This window comes from Pseudomonas sp. MWU12-2020 (assembly GCF_023100605.1).
In the GTDB taxonomy this organism is placed as follows: domain Bacteria; phylum Pseudomonadota; class Gammaproteobacteria; order Pseudomonadales; family Pseudomonadaceae; genus Aquipseudomonas; species Aquipseudomonas fluorescens_H.
The window spans coordinates 85155-100371 of record NZ_JALMEX010000003.1 but is presented as its reverse complement, the minus strand read 5'-3'; the positions used below and the strand labels follow the sequence as shown (position 1 = coordinate 100371).

The 15217-nt window shown below is 59.3% G+C and carries 16 protein-coding genes; 5 read left to right on the top strand and 11 right to left on the bottom strand.

The window, feature by feature from the left end; all coding sequences use genetic code 11:
- Positions 1–126: 126 nt before the first annotated feature.
- The 5 genes from M0814_RS07780 to M0814_RS07760 form a co-directional block, all read right to left on the bottom strand.
- A complete protein-coding gene (locus M0814_RS07780) occupies positions 127–873 on the bottom strand; it encodes a YebC/PmpR family DNA-binding transcriptional regulator (RefSeq protein WP_003227527.1) in 747 nt (248 codons plus the stop codon).
- A gap of 127 nt (positions 874–1000) precedes the next feature.
- Positions 1001–2776 carry an aspartate--tRNA ligase gene (aspS, locus tag M0814_RS07775; protein ID WP_003227530.1) on the bottom strand — a complete coding sequence of 592 codons (1776 nt, stop codon included), beginning with the start codon at positions 2774–2776 and terminating at the stop codon, positions 1001–1003.
- 100 nt (positions 2777–2876) lie between these two features.
- The gene (locus M0814_RS07770; protein ID WP_003227532.1) at positions 2877–3098 is read right to left on the bottom strand and encodes a zinc ribbon domain-containing protein; all 222 of its coding nucleotides are present in this window, start codon (positions 3096–3098) and stop codon (positions 2877–2879) included.
- A gap of 133 nt (positions 3099–3231) precedes the next feature.
- Entirely contained in the window at positions 3232–3567 is a 336-nt protein-coding gene (locus tag M0814_RS07765) for a ribbon-helix-helix domain-containing protein (protein ID WP_103485161.1), read from the bottom strand.
- Between the two features lie 188 nt (positions 3568–3755).
- The gene (locus M0814_RS07760) at positions 3756–4226 is read right to left on the bottom strand and encodes a Dps family protein (RefSeq protein ID WP_003227537.1); all 471 of its coding nucleotides are present in this window, start codon (positions 4224–4226) and stop codon (positions 3756–3758) included.
- A 310-nt stretch (positions 4227–4536) separates the two neighbouring features.
- On the opposite strand from M0814_RS07760, the gene M0814_RS29080 reads away from it, so the two are divergent.
- The gene (locus M0814_RS29080) at positions 4537–5139 is read left to right on the top strand and encodes a cold-shock protein (protein ID WP_096795089.1); all 603 of its coding nucleotides are present in this window, start codon (positions 4537–4539) and stop codon (positions 5137–5139) included.
- Positions 5140–5212: 73 nt separating this feature from the next.
- Here the strand turns inward: M0814_RS29080 and M0814_RS07750 are convergent, their stop codons facing one another.
- Both M0814_RS07750 and M0814_RS07745 read right to left on the bottom strand, forming a co-directional pair.
- Positions 5213–5419: a SlyX family protein gene (locus M0814_RS07750; RefSeq protein WP_003227541.1), complete on the bottom strand. Its 207-nt coding sequence runs from the start codon at positions 5417–5419 to the stop codon at positions 5213–5215.
- 3 nt (positions 5420–5422) lie between these two features.
- Positions 5423–5848, bottom strand: a complete 426-nt coding sequence (locus M0814_RS07745; RefSeq protein WP_103485162.1) for an HIT domain-containing protein — start codon at positions 5846–5848, stop codon at positions 5423–5425.
- An 893-nt stretch (positions 5849–6741) separates the two neighbouring features.
- On the opposite strand from M0814_RS07745, the gene M0814_RS07740 reads away from it, so the two are divergent.
- Positions 6742–8106, top strand: a complete 1365-nt coding sequence (locus M0814_RS07740; RefSeq protein ID WP_003227544.1) for an OprD family porin — start codon at positions 6742–6744, stop codon at positions 8104–8106.
- A 121-nt stretch (positions 8107–8227) separates the two neighbouring features.
- On the opposite strand, the gene M0814_RS07735 is transcribed toward M0814_RS07740, so the two are convergent.
- Both M0814_RS07735 and M0814_RS07730 read right to left on the bottom strand, forming a co-directional pair.
- Positions 8228–9067: a mechanosensitive ion channel domain-containing protein gene (locus tag M0814_RS07735; protein WP_003227546.1), complete on the bottom strand. Its 840-nt coding sequence runs from the start codon at positions 9065–9067 to the stop codon at positions 8228–8230.
- A gap of 151 nt (positions 9068–9218) precedes the next feature.
- A complete protein-coding gene (locus M0814_RS07730; protein ID WP_003227548.1) occupies positions 9219–9704 on the bottom strand; it encodes a YajQ family cyclic di-GMP-binding protein in 486 nt (161 codons plus the stop codon).
- A 140-nt stretch (positions 9705–9844) separates the two neighbouring features.
- Between M0814_RS07730 and M0814_RS07725 the strand changes: the two genes are divergently transcribed.
- From M0814_RS07725 to M0814_RS07715, 3 genes are read left to right on the top strand one after another with little or no spacing between them, the layout of a single operon-like run.
- On the top strand, positions 9845–10762 hold the full coding sequence (locus M0814_RS07725; RefSeq protein WP_103485163.1) for a putative 2-dehydropantoate 2-reductase: 918 nt from the start codon (positions 9845–9847) through the stop codon (positions 10760–10762).
- A gap of 45 nt (positions 10763–10807) precedes the next feature.
- Complete coding sequence (locus tag M0814_RS07720) at positions 10808–12844, top strand: ATP-binding protein (RefSeq protein ID WP_003227553.1); 2037 nt, start codon at positions 10808–10810, stop codon at positions 12842–12844.
- A 3-nt stretch (positions 12845–12847) separates the two neighbouring features.
- Entirely contained in the window at positions 12848–13432 is a 585-nt protein-coding gene (locus tag M0814_RS07715; protein ID WP_103485164.1) for a cob(I)yrinic acid a,c-diamide adenosyltransferase, read from the top strand.
- Positions 13433–13545: 113 nt separating this feature from the next.
- Here the strand turns inward: M0814_RS07715 and M0814_RS07710 are convergent, their stop codons facing one another.
- On the bottom strand, positions 13546–14493 hold the full coding sequence (locus M0814_RS07710; protein ID WP_103485165.1) for a Nudix family hydrolase: 948 nt from the start codon (positions 14491–14493) through the stop codon (positions 13546–13548).
- Complete coding sequence (locus M0814_RS07705; protein ID WP_103485166.1) at positions 14490–15122, bottom strand: glutathione S-transferase family protein; 633 nt, start codon at positions 15120–15122, stop codon at positions 14490–14492. Before M0814_RS07705 ends, M0814_RS07710 begins: the two co-directional genes overlap by 4 nt.
- Positions 15123–15217: the final 95 nt, after the last annotated feature.

Below are 15217 nucleotides of genomic sequence, written 5' to 3'. Positions count from 1 at the left end.
GAAATAACACAAAAACAAATGTGGGAGCTGGCTTGCCAGCGATGACGGAGTGTCAGGCGCCATCATTGCCTGATGTGCCGACGCCATCGCTGGCAAGCCAGCTCCCACATTGAATCGTAGTCGCTCTTAACCGAGCTGAGCGGCCACATCTTCCGGAATGTCCGCGTTGGAGTAGACGTTCTGCACGTCATCCAGATCCTCGAGCATGTCGATCAGCTTGAGCACCTTCTCCGCGCCTTCCAGATCCAGTTCGGCACTGGTGGTCGGCTGCATGACGATTTCTGCGTCGTCACCCTTGAACCCGGCCGCTTCCAGCGCGTTACGCACGGCATAGAAGCTGGTGAACGAGGTGAACACGTCGATCGAGCCGTCTTCATGGCTGACCACGTCGTCGGCATCGGCTTCCAGCGCCGCTTCGGTCAGCGCGTCTTCATCGACGCCCGGGGCGAAGCTGATCTGGCCTTTGCGCTCGAACAGATACGCAACCGAACCGTCGGTACCGAGGTTGCCGCCACATTTGCTGAACGCATGGCGCACGGCAGCTGCGGTACGGTTGCGGTTGTCGGTCATGCACTCGACCATCACCGCCACGCCGCCCGGGCCGTAACCTTCATAGGTCAGCTCTTCAACGTTGTCCGCTTCGGTCGCACCGGCGCCACGCGCGACGGCACGGTCGATGATGTCGCGGCTCATGTTCGCACCCAGCGCCTTGTCCAGGGCCAGGCGCAGACGCGGGTTGGAACCCGGATCGCCGCCGCCCTGACGGGCCGCAACGGTCAGCTCACGAATCCACTTGGTGAAGATCTTGCCTCTCTTGGCATCCTGACGTTCTTTGCGGTGCTTGATGTTCGCCCACTTGGAATGACCTGCCATAACTCGCTCCGAATTCTCTTGAAACGTTGCCCGCCCTGCTCATGCAGCGGCCAGCAAACAAAAAATCTCGACCTGCTCTCTATAGATAGAAAAAAGGCGCATCCGAAGATGCGCCTTCAGGCCCGTCTTACTCAGCCTTTGGCGTTTCGCGCAAACGAATGTGCAGCTCGCGCAGTGCCTTGGCATCCACCACACCCGGCGCTTGCGTCATGACGTCCGCAGCACTCTGGGTTTTCGGGAAGGCGATCACTTCACGGATCGACTGGGCGCCGGTCATCAGCATCACCAGACGGTCCAGACCGAAGGCCAGACCACCGTGCGGCGGTGCACCGTACTTCAGCGCGTCGAGCAGGAAGCCGAACTTCTCTTCCTGTTCTGCTTCATTGATACCCAACAGACGGAAGACCGCTTGTTGCATTTCCTTGCGGTGGATACGGATCGAACCGCCACCCAGCTCGGTACCGTTGAGCACCATATCGTAGGCGCGGGACAGAGCGCCGGCCGGATTGGCTTCCAGCTCTTCAGGGGAGCACTTCGGTGCGGTGAACGGGTGGTGCAGCGCAGAGAAGCTGCCGTCGTCGTTTTCTTCGAACATCGGGAAGTCGACGACCCACATTGGCGCCCACTTGCAGGTCAGCAGGTCGAGGTCGTGACCGAGTTTGATACGCAGCGCGCCCAGGGCTTCGCTGACGATCTTGGCCTTGTCGGCGCCGAAGAACACGATGTCGCCGTCAACCGCGCCGACGCGATCGAGGATCACGTTCAGGTTGGCTTCAGGGATGTTTTTCACGATCGGCGATTGCAGACCTTCAACACCGGCAGCGCGCTCGTTGACCTTGATGTACGCCAGGCCCTTGGCACCGTAGATGCCGACGAACTTGGTGTAGTCGTCGATCTGCTTGCGCGGCATGCTCGCCCCGCCTGGAACGCGCAGTGCAGCGATACGGCATTTCGGATCGTTGGCCGGGCCGCTGAAGACCTTGAATTCGACTTCTTTGAGTTGATCGGCGACGTCGACCAGTTCCAGCGGGTTACGCAGGTCCGGCTTGTCGGAACCGTAACGGCGCATGGCTTCTTCGAAGGTCATGTGCGGGAATTCACCGAATTCCAGATCCAGCACTTCCTTGAACAGGTTGCGGATCATGCCTTCGGTCAGGCCCATGATGTCTTTTTCGTCGAGGAAGCTGGTCTCGATGTCGATCTGAGTGAACTCAGGCTGACGGTCGGCACGCAGGTCTTCGTCGCGGAAGCACTTGGCGATCTGGTAGTAACGGTCGAAACCGGCAACCATCAGCAGTTGCTTGAACAGCTGAGGCGATTGCGGCAGCGCGAAGAACGAACCGGCGTGAGTACGGCTCGGCACCAGGTAGTCGCGGGCGCCTTCCGGGGTAGCACGGGTCAGGATCGGTGTTTCGACGTCGAGGAAGCCGTTCTCGTCGAGGAAGCGACGGATGCTGGTGGTCATGCGCGAACGCAGACGCAGCTTCTCGGCCATTTCCGGACGACGCAGATCCAGGAAGCGGTAGCGCAGGCGGGTTTCTTCGCCGACGTCGGAGTATTCGTTGAGCGGGAACGGCGGGGTTTCCGACTCGTTCAGCACTTCCAGCTCGTAGCCGAGCACTTCGATCATGCCCGACGCCATGTTGGCGTTGGTCGCACCGGCCGGACGCAGACGCACCTTGCCGGTGATCTTCACGACGTATTCGCTGCGCACGCGATCGGCGGCGGCGAAGCTCTCGGCGCGATCCGGATCGAACACCACCTGAGCCAGACCATCACGATCACGGATATCGAGGAAAATCACCCCGCCGTGGTCGCGACGACGGTGAACCCATCCGCAAAGGGTAATTTCCTGGCCTTCCAGGCTTTCGTTCAGTTGGCCGCAATAATGGCTGCGCATCATGGTAGTGGTTTCGCTTCTCGTAATTCGAAATTCGGTGGAGATCCCGTCGCACTCAAGCACTGCGAAATCTCACGCGTGTCGTTCGACCTGGGCCTGAACCCTAGTCAGATTTGTCGCCACCGGCCAGATTCTTCTTGGCTCCGGTCTTGAAATCGGTTTCGTACCAACCGCTGCCGCTGAGGCGAAAACCCGGCATGGACAGCTGTTTCTTGAGCTCTGGCGCCTGACAGGCAGGGCAGTCGACCAGCGGTGCCTCGCTGATCTTTTGAATGGCTTCCAACTGATGACCACAGGAAGCACATTGATAATCGTACATCGGCATGGAGGTGTCTCGGCGATCAGATTGCCACCGCGCGCAGGGCTTTGCGGCGAAAGAGCGGGATTATATCCATTAAATGCGGGCTGTGCAGCCGTAAGACTGCACAGCCCGCCACGTCATTTCAAGTATTGGCCGTTCAGGGCATGACGGCCGTCGGGGTATCCCGCAGACCATTCATCACACACACCACCCGCACCAGACCGCTGAAGTTTTTCACCCCGCCGTGGCGCAGGTGCACCTGACGGTCAACGTGGGACAGCAACGTACTGACCGAACAGCCATTGTGCCCGGCCATCTCACCGAGAATGTTCCAGTAAACCTGCTCGAGCCTCAAGCACGTGGCAAACCCGTTCAAGCGCACTGACCTTGCCAGCGGCCGGATCAGCTCGAAGTCGAAATCGCTGACAAACGGGTCGACCTTCATTTCCTGCTGCGAACCGACATGTTCGCTTCGCCTGTCTCCACCTACCATATCGCTGACACTCCTTTGCCATCGCTGCTTTTTATAAAGACAACATCCTGTGTCTTCATAAAAACGCAGACGCAAAGTCAGCGCCAGACGACTAGTTGCCCAGCTGCGTAGGATAAGCCGACATGTTCGGTAAGATTTGAAACAGCGCGCGGACACCCACCACCCCGGGACATCCGAGCACCGGACTATCAGGTCTCGAGCAACGCACGCAGCATCCACGCGGTCTTCTCATGCACCTGCATACGCTGGGTCAGCAGGTCGGCCGTCGGCTCGTCACTGACTTTGTCCAGAAGCGGGAAGATGCCGCGAGCGGTGCGCGTCACCGCTTCCTGACCCTCGACCAATTGCTTGATCATGTCCTCGGCGCTTGGCACGCCGACTTCTTCCTTGATAGAGGAAAGACGCGCGTAAGTCGCGTAGGCGCCCGGTGCCGGAAAACCCAGGGCCCGAATGCGCTCGGCGATCAGGTCCACGGCCAGCGCCAGCTCGTTGTATTGCTCTTCGAACATCAGATGCAGGGTCCTGAACATGGGACCGGTGACGTTCCAGTGGAAGTTATGGGTTTTCAGATACAGCACGTAGGTGTCCGACAGCAGCCGCGACAGCCCCTCGACGATGGACTTGCGGTCTTCTTCACTGATACCGATATCGATTGCCATGTTTACCCCCTAAGGCGATTGAATTCATCCAACAGGTGCAGACCCACTCTAGCAAGGCAGGCGCCACCTCGCAGCCGGCAATCTTCGCTCGCCGTGCGACAAATCGACCGGGCCGGTGCCGCTGGCCGGGGTAATTTGAGTAGCTGCAGGCTTTGCTGTTAAATAGGCAGTGTGTCGCTACGCCCCATTTTTCAGGGGTGTCGTGCATAGGCTGATGCCGGGCACGTGTCCAACGCCTCTTTATTGTTCCGAAGCGAACCGTGCGCCTTCAGCTCTTCCTTGTGAGCCGTCATAACGTGAGCCAATCAAAATGTTGAAAATCGTCCACCTGCTAATGGGCGCAGCGGCCTTGCTGCTGTCGTTCATACCTAGCCTGAAATCCGAAGCCGTTCCTTACCTGCAACAACCCGATGCACTTTACCTGGCCTTTTTCGGCCTGCTGAACCTGGTCATCGCTCCAGTGATCCCTTACTGGAACAAAGGCCCGCGCCAGCATCTGCAAAATCTGGTCAGCGCTCTTCTCGTGCTGACTGTCGTCCTGCAAACCCTGACCCTGATCGCACCGATGCCTGTCATCGCCGGTCAACCGGCAGTGTTGTTCAGCCTGGTGATCGCCCTGGTTGCCGTGGTTGTGCACCTGGCCGTGAGCTTCTACAAATCTTCACCGACTGCCGCACCTGTCAGCTATGACATGAGCAACCGCGATACCGGTACCGTCAAGTGGTTCAACACGTCCAAAGGCTTCGGCTTTATCTCCCGGGATTCCGGCGATGATATTTTCGTGCACTTTCGTGCAATCCGTGGCGAAGGCCACCGCGTACTGGTCGAAGGCCAGCGCGTTGAGTTCTCGGTGATGAACCGGGATAAAGGCCTGCAAGCCGAGGATGTGATCGCCGCCCTGCCGCGTCGCTGATCCAAGGCAAGAAAAAACCGCGAGCAGCCTGGCTGATCGCGGTTTTTTTTACGCCGTTATAAAAGCGCCGACATCAGTAGTGTGGCGGTGGTGCCTCTTCCTCGAAAGCATCGAACTGCCCAACCATTTCTTCCTGACGCTTGAGTACCGCAGCCATTTGCAGTTGCAGGCGCTCGATCACGCGCTGCTGCGCCACCAGTTCGTCGTTCAACGCCTGAATGGTGTCATCCTGAAAGGCCAGGCGGCTTTCCAGATCGGTAACGCGCTCTTCAAGGCTCATCGCTCAATCCTCCAGAAACGTGAAGTGCTCAGTCAGCACCAGGCGCAGCCGTTCACGAATGGCCGCAACCTCCTCGGCGCCATAGGGTTTGGCCGGGTGTTTGCCCCAGACCGGCGCCGGCCATGCCGCATCGTCACGCTGGCGCACGATCACATGCATATGCAGCTGGCTGACAACGTTGCCCAGGGTAGCGACGTTCAGCTTGTCGGCATCGAACAGGTCCTTGAGCAACTCGGCCAGCGCGGTGGTTTCCTGCCACAACTGCTGCTGGTCGGCGACATCCAACTGAAACAACTCACTGATATCGTCGCGACGAGGCACCAGGATGAACCACGGGTAATTGGCATCATTGGACAGCAGTAGTCGGCAGAGCGGGAAGTCGCCGATGGTCAGGGTGTCCTGTTGAAGTCGTGAATCTAAAGCAAACACTGCGTGCACTCCCGGCTGATCTACATATTCAGCTTAGCGGCCACCCAGACAGGCAACGCACCAAGCGACAGGCAGGCAGCATACCTGCGAATGCGCCGGGCTTCACGATGAGTGCACTCGACCAGGCCACCACAGCCCTGACAAGAGACACCTACAAAGATTGTGCACCATCCCGGAGCCTGAACCGGCCTCGAACGCGAGCAACTAGCTGAAACAGCCTTGGCCATCCGGTGACAGACTCACCGCAAGCTGTATGAATCCGGTACAGCCTGTAAATTTTTTGCACCAAAACCGCACAGTGCGTCTACGCTGAGTGCGTCGGGCATCCGCCAAATACTCACTGACGGGGTGAACCGGTAACGTTTTTGGTTGTCACGCCGCCATGCGAACGTGACAACACGATGCAAAGGTATGCGTCAAGCCCCTGATACAAAAGGGCTTGAACCCCCGTTTTTATGCGGTTTTTACGGCTACAGGCAGGTGTTCAGAAAAATAAACGTGGCAACCCTGCACTTTGTGCACGCTTGTTGCATCAGTACACACATGGTCTATAAGCGCGCCACCGGAAGTGGCAGCTGGAGACCAACCAATACGGTGGCAGGGTTGCCCCAATGGAGATTCAAGTGTTTTGCCAGGGACTCTTTTTTACCGATGCAAAAAGGCCCAGAAACAGCGATAAAGTTGTCAGCCCGGCTGCATGGGTAACGTGAATTTGCGACATCAACCCAGCTGTTTGCGACGTCGTCGTAAAGATCATGAAAGGTTGTATGAGCAAGTATCGCCAACATTGTCGGCGTGATATAAGTTTGCGCCGACACAAAAAGAAAGAGCCGCCCAGATAATAAAACAGGTGGGACGGCAGTACTCTTCTAAAACCAAAGGAGCAAATCACGATGCGCGTGATGAAGTGGAGCACAATCGCACTGGCTGTTGCAGCAGCAGCCAGCACTCAATTGGCTACGGCCGCCCCGTTTGTTAGTGACCAGGCAGAAGCCAAAGGTTTCGTTGAAGATGCAAAACTCACCGAAACGTTGAAGAACTACTACTTCAACCGCGACAACAAGAACGGCGGCCACGACCAGAAAGACTGGACTCAAGGCTTCCTGGGCAATTTTAACTCCGGTTACACCCAAGGTACTGTCGGCGTTGGTATCGATGCATTCGGTTACCTGGCGGTCAAACTGGATGGCGGTGACGGTACTTCCGGTTCCGGCAACATGAGCCGTAGTGACGTAGTCAAGGCTAACGGTTACTCTCACGATGTGGATGACAGCCAAGGCAAAGCCGGTGCTGCCATCAAGTTCCGCATCTCCAAAACCGAGTTGAAAATCGGCGACCAGCAGCCAAGCACTGCTCCAGTGTTCGCTGTCGGTGGTTCCCGCCTCATTCCGCAAACTGCCAGCGGCTTCCAGCTGCAGAGCAGCGAAGTCAAAGACCTTGACCTCGAAGCCGGTCACTTCTACTCGGCGACCAGCCAGGACAAGAACGCCCGTGACGGCGGCCTGTACGCGAACTACGCTGGCGTAGAAGCCAAGTCGATCGACTATTTCGGTGGCAAATACGGCATCACCGAAAACCTGAGCGCGTCGCTCTACGGTGCCAAGCTGCAAGACGTCTGGAACCAGTACTACGCGAACGTGAACCTCACCACCCCATTCGGTGGCGACACTTCGCTGAACACTGACTTCAACATCTACCGCACCACCGATACCGGTGACAAGCTGGCAGGTGACATCAGCAACACTGCCTTCTCCCTGGCAACCGCGCTGTCGTTCCTGAAGGCACACACCTTCACCCTGGCCTTCCAGAAGGTTAACGGCGATACCCCGTTCGACTACGTTGGCGTGGGCAAGAACAACCGTGGCGGCGACTCGATCTTCCTCGCCAACTCCATCCAGTACTCTGACTTCAACGGTCCAGGCGAGAAATCCCTGCAAGCCCGTTACGATCTGAAAATGGCCGAGTACGGCGTTCCAGGCCTGAGCTTCATGGTTCGTTACGTCAAAGGTTGGGATATCGACGGTACCGGTCTGGCTGCAAACAGCCAATACCGCACCAGCACTGGCGCACCGCTGTACGGTGAAGATGGCAAACACCACGAAACCAACTTCGAAGCCAAGTACGTTGTTCAGTCTGGCCCGGCGAAAGATCTGTCGTTCCGCATCCGTCAAGCCTGGCACACTGCCAACGCAGACCAGGGCGAAGGCGACGTTAAAGAGTTCCGCCTGATCACCGAATACCCACTGAACATCCTGTAATTGTCAGTGGTTAGTTTGGAAGCATAAAAAAAGGCCCATCTTCGGATGGGCCTTTTTTATTGCCTGTCACTTGTAATAAATGCCTGACCAACAAGTCAGGCATTTAATTAGCAACCTATCATTACACCGCCGATTCCTGAACCACACGAATCACCCGCTGTGGAAACGGAATATCAATACCGGCTGTCTTCAAACGATCACGCGACTGTTCATTAAACATGAACATCACATCCCAATAGTCTGCAGTTTTAACCCACACACGCAGGGAAACAGTGATCGAACTGTCACCCAACGTCGAAATGACCGCTTGCGGCGCAGGGTCCTGCAGAATGCGATCGTCCTTGGCCAGATCCAGCAGCACCTGACGCGCCTTTTGCAGATCCGCTTCATAATCCACACCCACGTCAAACACCACTTTGCGGGTTGGTTGACGGTTGGTGTTGGTGATGATGCCGTTCGACAGATTGCCGTTCGGGACAATGATGGTTTTGTTGTCACCGGTACGCAGCACGGTGTGGAAAATCTGGATGCTGTCGACCGTACCCGCCACGCCTTGCGCTTCGATCCAGTCACCGATACGGAACGGACGGAACAGCAGAATCAACACGCCGCCAGCGAAGTTCGCCAGACTGCCTTGCAATGCCAGGCCGATCGCCAGACCCGCAGCACCAATCGCGGCGACGAACGAGGTGGTTTCGACACCAATCATCGAGGCCACGCTGACGATCAGCAGCACCTTGAGGATGATGTTCGCCAGGCTGCTGATGAAGCCTTGCAGCGCCAGGTCGGCATTGCGCAGGGCCAGCAGACCGCCGAGCTTTTGCGTGACTTTGTTGATCAGCCACCAGCCGATGGCCAGGGTAATCACTGCCAGCAGCACGCGACTGCCGTATTCCATGATCATCGGAATCCACGCCTGGGACGCCTTGACCAGGTTGTCTACCTCTGCATTCAAATCCATCTTCCATCTCCTGATGTCCGGCTACCCGGGGCTGTACACAAATTAAAAGTGGGAGCGGGCTTGCTCGCGAAAGCGCTGTGTCATTCAACAATGAGTTGCCTGACACACCGCTTTCGCGAGCAAGCCCGCTCCCACAGCCATCTGACCGGACTTAGTCGCGGAAGTTGTTGAACTGCAATGGCATGCCGAATTCCTTGGCGCGCAGGGCCGCGATGGCTTCCTGCAGGTCATCGCGCTTCTTGCCGGTCACACGCACCTGCTCGCCCTGAATGGCAGCCTGTACCTTGAGCTTGGCGTCCTTGATGTGAGCGACGATCTTCTTCGCCAGCTCCTTGTCGATGCCTTCCTTGAGGATCGCGTCCTGCTTCATCAGCTTGCCCGAGGCGTAAGCGTCTTTTACTTCAAGGCACTGCACATCGATCTTGCGCTTGGTCAGGGCCAGCTTCAGGATCTCGATCATCGCTTCCAGCTGGAACCCGGCTTCAGCGGTCAGGTTGACGGTCAGGTCCTTTTCCTTGAACTCGAAGCTGCCTTTGCCTTTCAGGTCATAGCGACGATCGAGTTCCTTCACGGCGTTCTCGACCGCGTTGGTCAGCTCGTGTTTGTCCAGTTCGGATACCACGTCGAACGACGGCATGTAGTCTCTCCAATAAAAAGGCGCGCTCGATCAGGATGGAGCGCGCTTGGCTTGCGGTTAAAATCCGGCTCATTATAACGGGTCTTTTCCCACCGATACGGCGAGCCTTGCATGCCAGTACCTTACCGAGTGAAAAACTGATGTCCACCCCTTGGCACGTTCTCGGCGCCGGCAGTCTCGGCACCCTGTGGGCCACGCGTCTGGCCCGGGCCGGGCTGCCGGTGCGGCTGATCGTGCGGGATGCCGAGCGCCTGCGCAGCTATCAGGCGGCCGGCGGTCTGACGCTGGTCGAACACGGCGCAGCCACGACCTACGCCGTCCCCGCGCAAACGGCGGACGACCCGGAGCCGATCCGCCGCCTGCTGGTCGCCTGCAAGGCCTATGACGCCGAAAGCGCGGTCGCCCGCCTCGCCCCGCGCCTGAGCGCAGATGCCGAGCTGATCCTGTTGCAGAACGGCCTCGGCAGTCAGGACGCCGTTGCAGCGCAGGTACCGCAGGCACGCTGCCTCAGCGCCTCCAGCACCGAAGGCGCGTTCCGCGACGGCGACTGGCGCGTGGTGTTTGCCGGCCACGGTTTCACCTGGCTGGGCGATGCCAGCCATCCGGTAGCGCCAATCTGGCTGGACGATCTTGATGCGGCGAAAATCCCCCACGAGTGGAGCACCGACATCCTCACCCGGCTGTGGCGCAAACTGGCGCTCAATTGCGCGATCAATCCGCTGACCGTGCTCCACGATTGCCGTAACGGCGGGCTGGAGCAGCATCAATGCGAAGTCGCCACGCTGTGCAACGAGCTGGCCGAGTTGCTCGAGCACTGCGGTCAACCGGCCGCGGCGGTCAATCTGCAACAGGAAGTCGAGCGGGTGATCCACGCCACCGCAGCCAATTACTCGTCGATGTATCAGGACGTGGCGAACCAGCGCCGCACCGAAATCAGTTACCTGCTGGGCCACGCCTGCAAAGTCGCCACCCGTCACCAGTTGAACCTGCCGCACCTCAATCAATTGCAGCAGCGTCTGGTCAGCCATCTGCACAGCCTTGGATTGCCCAGCGACTGAGCAGCGGCTACGCTGCCCACTTGTTCCTCTGCCGTGATAAACCTGATGCCATTGCGCCAGCGCCTTGAAAACCTGCCGGTCGGCCAGAAACTGCTGGCCGCCCTGCTGGTGTTGCTGACCACCGTCCTGCTGGTCGCCAACCTGACCTTTATCAGCGCCGCCTATTACATCTCCCAGGAAAGCATGGCGCCACAGGCCCTGCAGACCATAGGCCGACTGGTGTCCAACCCGAGCCTGGTATCGCAAGCCCTCGAGTCGCCGCAAAGCGCCGAACGCCTGCTCAAGGAACTCGACAGTTATTCGCCGCTGCGCGCAGCGGCTTTGTACGACGGCAAGGGTGACCGGATCGCCCAGGTGCAGCGTGGCGAAAAACTCAATCTGCCGGAGCGCTTTCGACACATCGAAGCCTGGCAACTCACCGAGTTTCGCAGCAACCAATTGATCACCCTGCCGCGCCCCGGCACCGCGCCTGGGCATCTGCTGCTGGTCGCCAGCAGTGAACTGCCGATGGCGTTCTACACCGGTACCCTGACCGCCAGTCTCGGCATCCTGATTTTCAGTGTGCTGTTGTGGCTGGTGATTGCGCGGCAGATCAAACGCCTGATCACCCGCCCGATCCATGAGCTGGAAGAACTGTCGCGGCAGGTCACTCGCGAAGAGAACTACTCCCTGCGCGCCTCGCGCGGTAACCACGACGAGATCGGCAGCCTCGCCGAAGCGTTCAACACCATGCTCTCGCGCATCGAAGCCCGCGAGCAACAACTCAAGCGCGCCCGCGATGACTCGCAAGCTGCCTACGATCAGGCTCAGGGTCTGGCCGAGGAAACCCGCCACACCAACCGCAAGCTGGAGCTGGAAGTCCAGGTGCGCAGCAAGATCGAGAAGAAGCTCACTGGTTTCCAGAACTACCTCAACAGCATCATCGACTCCATGCCCTCGGCGCTGATCGCCCTCGACGAGCAGCTCTACGTGACCCAGTGGAACCAGGAGGCCAGCGCCCTCTCCGGGACGCGCCTGGATGAGGCGCTGAACCAACCGATCTTCCTCGCCTTCGAACCGCTCAAGCCGTTTCTGCCACAACTGAAGCAAACGGTCGAAGAACACACCGTGGCGAAGATCGAGCGGGTGACCTGGTTCAAGGACGACGAACCCAAACACTACGCTCTGACCTTTTACCCGCTGATGGGCGGTGCCGGGCGCGGTGTAGTGATCCGTATCGACGACATCACCCAGCGCCTGTCGCTGGAAGAAATGATGGTGCAGTCGGAAAAAATGCTCTCGGTCGGAGGCCTCGCCGCCGGCATGGCCCATGAGATCAACAACCCGCTGGGCGCGATCCTGCACAACGTGCAGAACATTCGCCGGCGGCTGTCGGCGGATCTGCCGAAGAACCTCGAAACCGCCGAACAGCTGGGCATCGAACTGGACACGGTCAACCGATACCTGCAAAGCCGCGAAGTACCGAAATTGCTCGACGGCATCCAGCAGGCCGGCGCCCGCGCGGCAAAAATTGTCACGCACATGCTCAGTTTCAGCCGGCGCAGCACCCGGCAAATGGCCCCGTGCGATTTGCCCGCGCTGATCGATCAGGCTGTAGAAATTGCTGGCAACGACTTCGATCTGGCGATCGGTTTCGACTTCAAGGGCCAGGCGATCATCCGCCAGTTCGACCCGGCGCTCGGCCCGGTTCCGGGCACCGCCAACGAACTGGAACAAGTGCTGCTCAACCTGCTGAAAAACGCCGCGCAAGCAATTCACCAGCGCGAAGACGACAGCGAGCCGGGGCGGATCATTTTGCGCACCAAACTGAACCCGCCATGGGCCGAGATCCAGGTCGAGGACAACGGCATCGGCATGAGCGAGAGCGTGCGCAAGCGCACCTTCGAGCCGTTCTTCACCACCAAGGAAATCGGCCAGGGCACCGGCCTTGGGCTGTCGGTGTCGTACTTCATCATCACCAACAACCACAAAGGCCAGATGGAAGTGCAATCGGCGCCCGGTCAGGGCACCTGCTTCACCCTGCGTCTACCGCTGGCACAACCGGCAGCCATTGCCGCCGAAACCAATCAACTACAGAGGTAACCCATGGGCTTTCGCTTGTCGAAGATCTACACCCGCACTGGCGATACCGGCGAAACCGGCCTCGGCGATGGCCGCCGCGTGCCCAAGGATCACCCGCGCATCGAAGCGATTGGTGAGGTTGATACGCTCAACAGTCAGGTCGGCGTGCTGCTGGCCGGGCTGATCGCCGAACGCGAGGCGTTTCCGGGATTGAATGAGCTGATCGACGTGCTCGCGCCTTGCCAGCACCGCTTGTTCGACTTGGGGGGTGAGCTGGCAATGCCTGAATATCAGGCGCTGAACGCGGCGGAAATCGAGCGCCTGGAAGCGGCAATTGATGTGTGGAACGAGGAATTGGGGCCGCTGGAGAATTTCATTCTGCCCGGCGGTTCGCTGCTGATTGCCCAGGCCCACGTGTGCCGCAGCCTGGCGCGCAGTGCCGAGCGGCGTTGTCAGCATTTGAACGCGATCGAGCCGTTGGCCGGGGTTGGTCTGGCGTATATCAATCGGTTGTCGGATCTGTTGTTTGTGGCAGCGCGGTTGATTGCGCGGCGGCAGGGGGTGGCGGAGATTTTGTGGCAACCGGCGGTGAAGCCTTCAGAAATCTAGCGCCTGAACGGACGCCTTCGCGAGCAAGCCCGCTCCCACAGTTGACCGCGTTACTTCAGTTGGAACGCGGTCAACTGTAGGAGTGAGCCTGCTCGCGATGAGGCCGGTAGCCTTTAAACAGAATCAGGCCAGAACGCCCGAATCCCCGCCACACCCTGAGCCCCAACACCCCAAGCCTTCTCGCGCTCCGCCGGGCCAACGCCGCCAAGCAAGAACACCGGCTTGCCAAAGCCCTCGATCAACGTCGAAGCCTGCTCCCAGCCCAACGGCTGCGCATCCGGGTGGGTCAAGGTCGGCTGAACCGGCGACAGCGTGACGAAATCCACGCCCATCTGCTCGGCCAGCGCCAGCTCTTCAGCGTTATGGCAGGACGCCGCCAACCAGCGCTCTGCCGGTAACGGCCGGCCCGCTGCGGCATATTTGCGCAATTGCGCGGCGGTGATGTGCCAACCGGCGGACGGGAAATCACCGAGCCATTCGAACGGCCCCTTGATCATCAACTGCGCCTTGCCGGCGCAGAGACCGACGGCATCCACCGCCAGATCGCGGTATTTGGGGTCATAGCCGTTCGGCGCGCGCAACTGGATCAGCTTGATCCCGCCGGCAATCGCCTTCTGGATCCCGCGCAGCAAGGCCGGAGCGTCCAGATCTTCCGGGGTGATCAGGTATTCAGCGGGAAGGCGCGCTGCGGCAACGATCGGCTGATTGGCCGCCGGAAACTCATAGTTCAGCAGATCCTTGGCGGTTACCCAGGCCAGTGGCTGGCCCTCGGCACCGTGCGGCTCACCGGTAAACCGGGAGACTTCCCAGACATCCAGCAACACCTGTTTGTCCGGGTAATCGTGGCGAACCTTGATCAGTGGACGAGCCGCGCCGACAACAATGCCCAGCTCTTCCTGCAGCTCGCGGGCCAGGGCGCTTTCGACGGATTCGTCAGCCTCGACCTTGCCGCCGGGAAACTCCCACAGGCCACCCTGATGCTGGGTGTCGGCACGGCGGGCGATGAGGATTTTGCCGCTGTCGTCACGAATGACGGCAGCCGCGACGTGTACGCGTTTCACGGATTCAACTCCTCCAGTCCAGCCTTTTGCCACGCCTTGAAGGCGGGCCATTGGTAGACGGTTTCAACATAGGCTTGATCAACCGCCGGCAACTGCACCTGGTAGGTACGCAGACGCACGGCAATCGGTGCGAAGAACGCGTCAGCCAGACTCACTCGGCCAAACAGATACGGCCCAGGCTCAGTGGCCGCCGCGCGGCATTCGGCCCACAGCGCGAGCATGCGCTCGATATCGACCTTCACTTCCGGCGGCACCGGATCGAGCGGGGCGTCGTGGCTCAGGTTGAACGGCATATGATTGCGCATGGCGAAAAAGCCGCTGTGCATCTGCGCGCAGGCGGACCGCGCCTGGGCACGGGCATAAACATCGCTCGGCCAGAGCTGCTCGGACGGAAACTGCTCGGCCAGGTATTCGGCGATCGCCAGAGAGTCGGCCACAGTGCCACGAGAGGTTTGCAGCAGCGGCACCTTGGCGGTCGGCGAATGCTTGAGCAGCCGCTCGCGGGTGTCGGGCTTGCCGAGCTTGATCAGTTCTTCGGTGTAGGGAGCGCCGGTCAGTTCCAGCGCCAGGGCGGCGCGCAGGGACCAGGAAGACAGCAGTTTGTCGCCGATGATCAGGTGCAGGGACATGGTGTGGCGCCTTTTCGTCAGTGGAAAGCTTCAAGACTTGTAGTGACTGGACCGACGCGTTCGCGGGCAAGCCCGCTCCCACAGTGATTTCGGTC

What these genes read in the sequence shown, in the direction of transcription:
- M0814_RS07780 (WP_003227527.1), bottom strand. Translation starts at nt 873, where the DNA reads ATGGCAGGTCATTCCAAGTGGGCGAACATCAAGCACCGCAAAGAACGT.
- aspS (WP_003227530.1), bottom strand. Translation starts at nt 2,776, where the DNA reads ATGATGCGCAGCCATTATTGCGGCCAACTGAACGAAAGCCTGGAAGGC.
- M0814_RS07770 (WP_003227532.1), bottom strand. Translation starts at nt 3,098, where the DNA reads ATGCCGATGTACGATTATCAATGTGCTTCCTGTGGTCATCAGTTGGAA.
- M0814_RS07765 (WP_103485161.1), bottom strand. Translation starts at nt 3,567, where the DNA reads ATGGTAGGTGGAGACAGGCGAAGCGAACATGTCGGTTCGCAGCAGGAA.
- M0814_RS07760 (WP_003227537.1), bottom strand. Translation starts at nt 4,226, where the DNA reads ATGGCAATCGATATCGGTATCAGTGAAGAAGACCGCAAGTCCATCGTC.
- M0814_RS29080 (WP_096795089.1), top strand. Translation starts at nt 4,537, where the DNA reads ATGTTGAAAATCGTCCACCTGCTAATGGGCGCAGCGGCCTTGCTGCTG.
- M0814_RS07750 (WP_003227541.1), bottom strand. Translation starts at nt 5,419, where the DNA reads ATGAGCCTTGAAGAGCGCGTTACCGATCTGGAAAGCCGCCTGGCCTTT.
- M0814_RS07740 (WP_003227544.1), top strand. Translation starts at nt 6,742, where the DNA reads ATGCGCGTGATGAAGTGGAGCACAATCGCACTGGCTGTTGCAGCAGCA.
- M0814_RS07735 (WP_003227546.1), bottom strand. Translation starts at nt 9,067, where the DNA reads ATGGATTTGAATGCAGAGGTAGACAACCTGGTCAAGGCGTCCCAGGCG.
- M0814_RS07730 (WP_003227548.1), bottom strand. Translation starts at nt 9,704, where the DNA reads ATGCCGTCGTTCGACGTGGTATCCGAACTGGACAAACACGAGCTGACC.
- M0814_RS07725 (WP_103485163.1), top strand. Translation starts at nt 9,845, where the DNA reads ATGTCCACCCCTTGGCACGTTCTCGGCGCCGGCAGTCTCGGCACCCTG.
- M0814_RS07720 (WP_003227553.1), top strand. Translation starts at nt 10,808, where the DNA reads ATGCCATTGCGCCAGCGCCTTGAAAACCTGCCGGTCGGCCAGAAACTG.
- M0814_RS07715 (WP_103485164.1), top strand. Translation starts at nt 12,848, where the DNA reads ATGGGCTTTCGCTTGTCGAAGATCTACACCCGCACTGGCGATACCGGC.
- M0814_RS07705 (WP_103485166.1), bottom strand. Translation starts at nt 15,122, where the DNA reads ATGTCCCTGCACCTGATCATCGGCGACAAACTGCTGTCTTCCTGGTCC.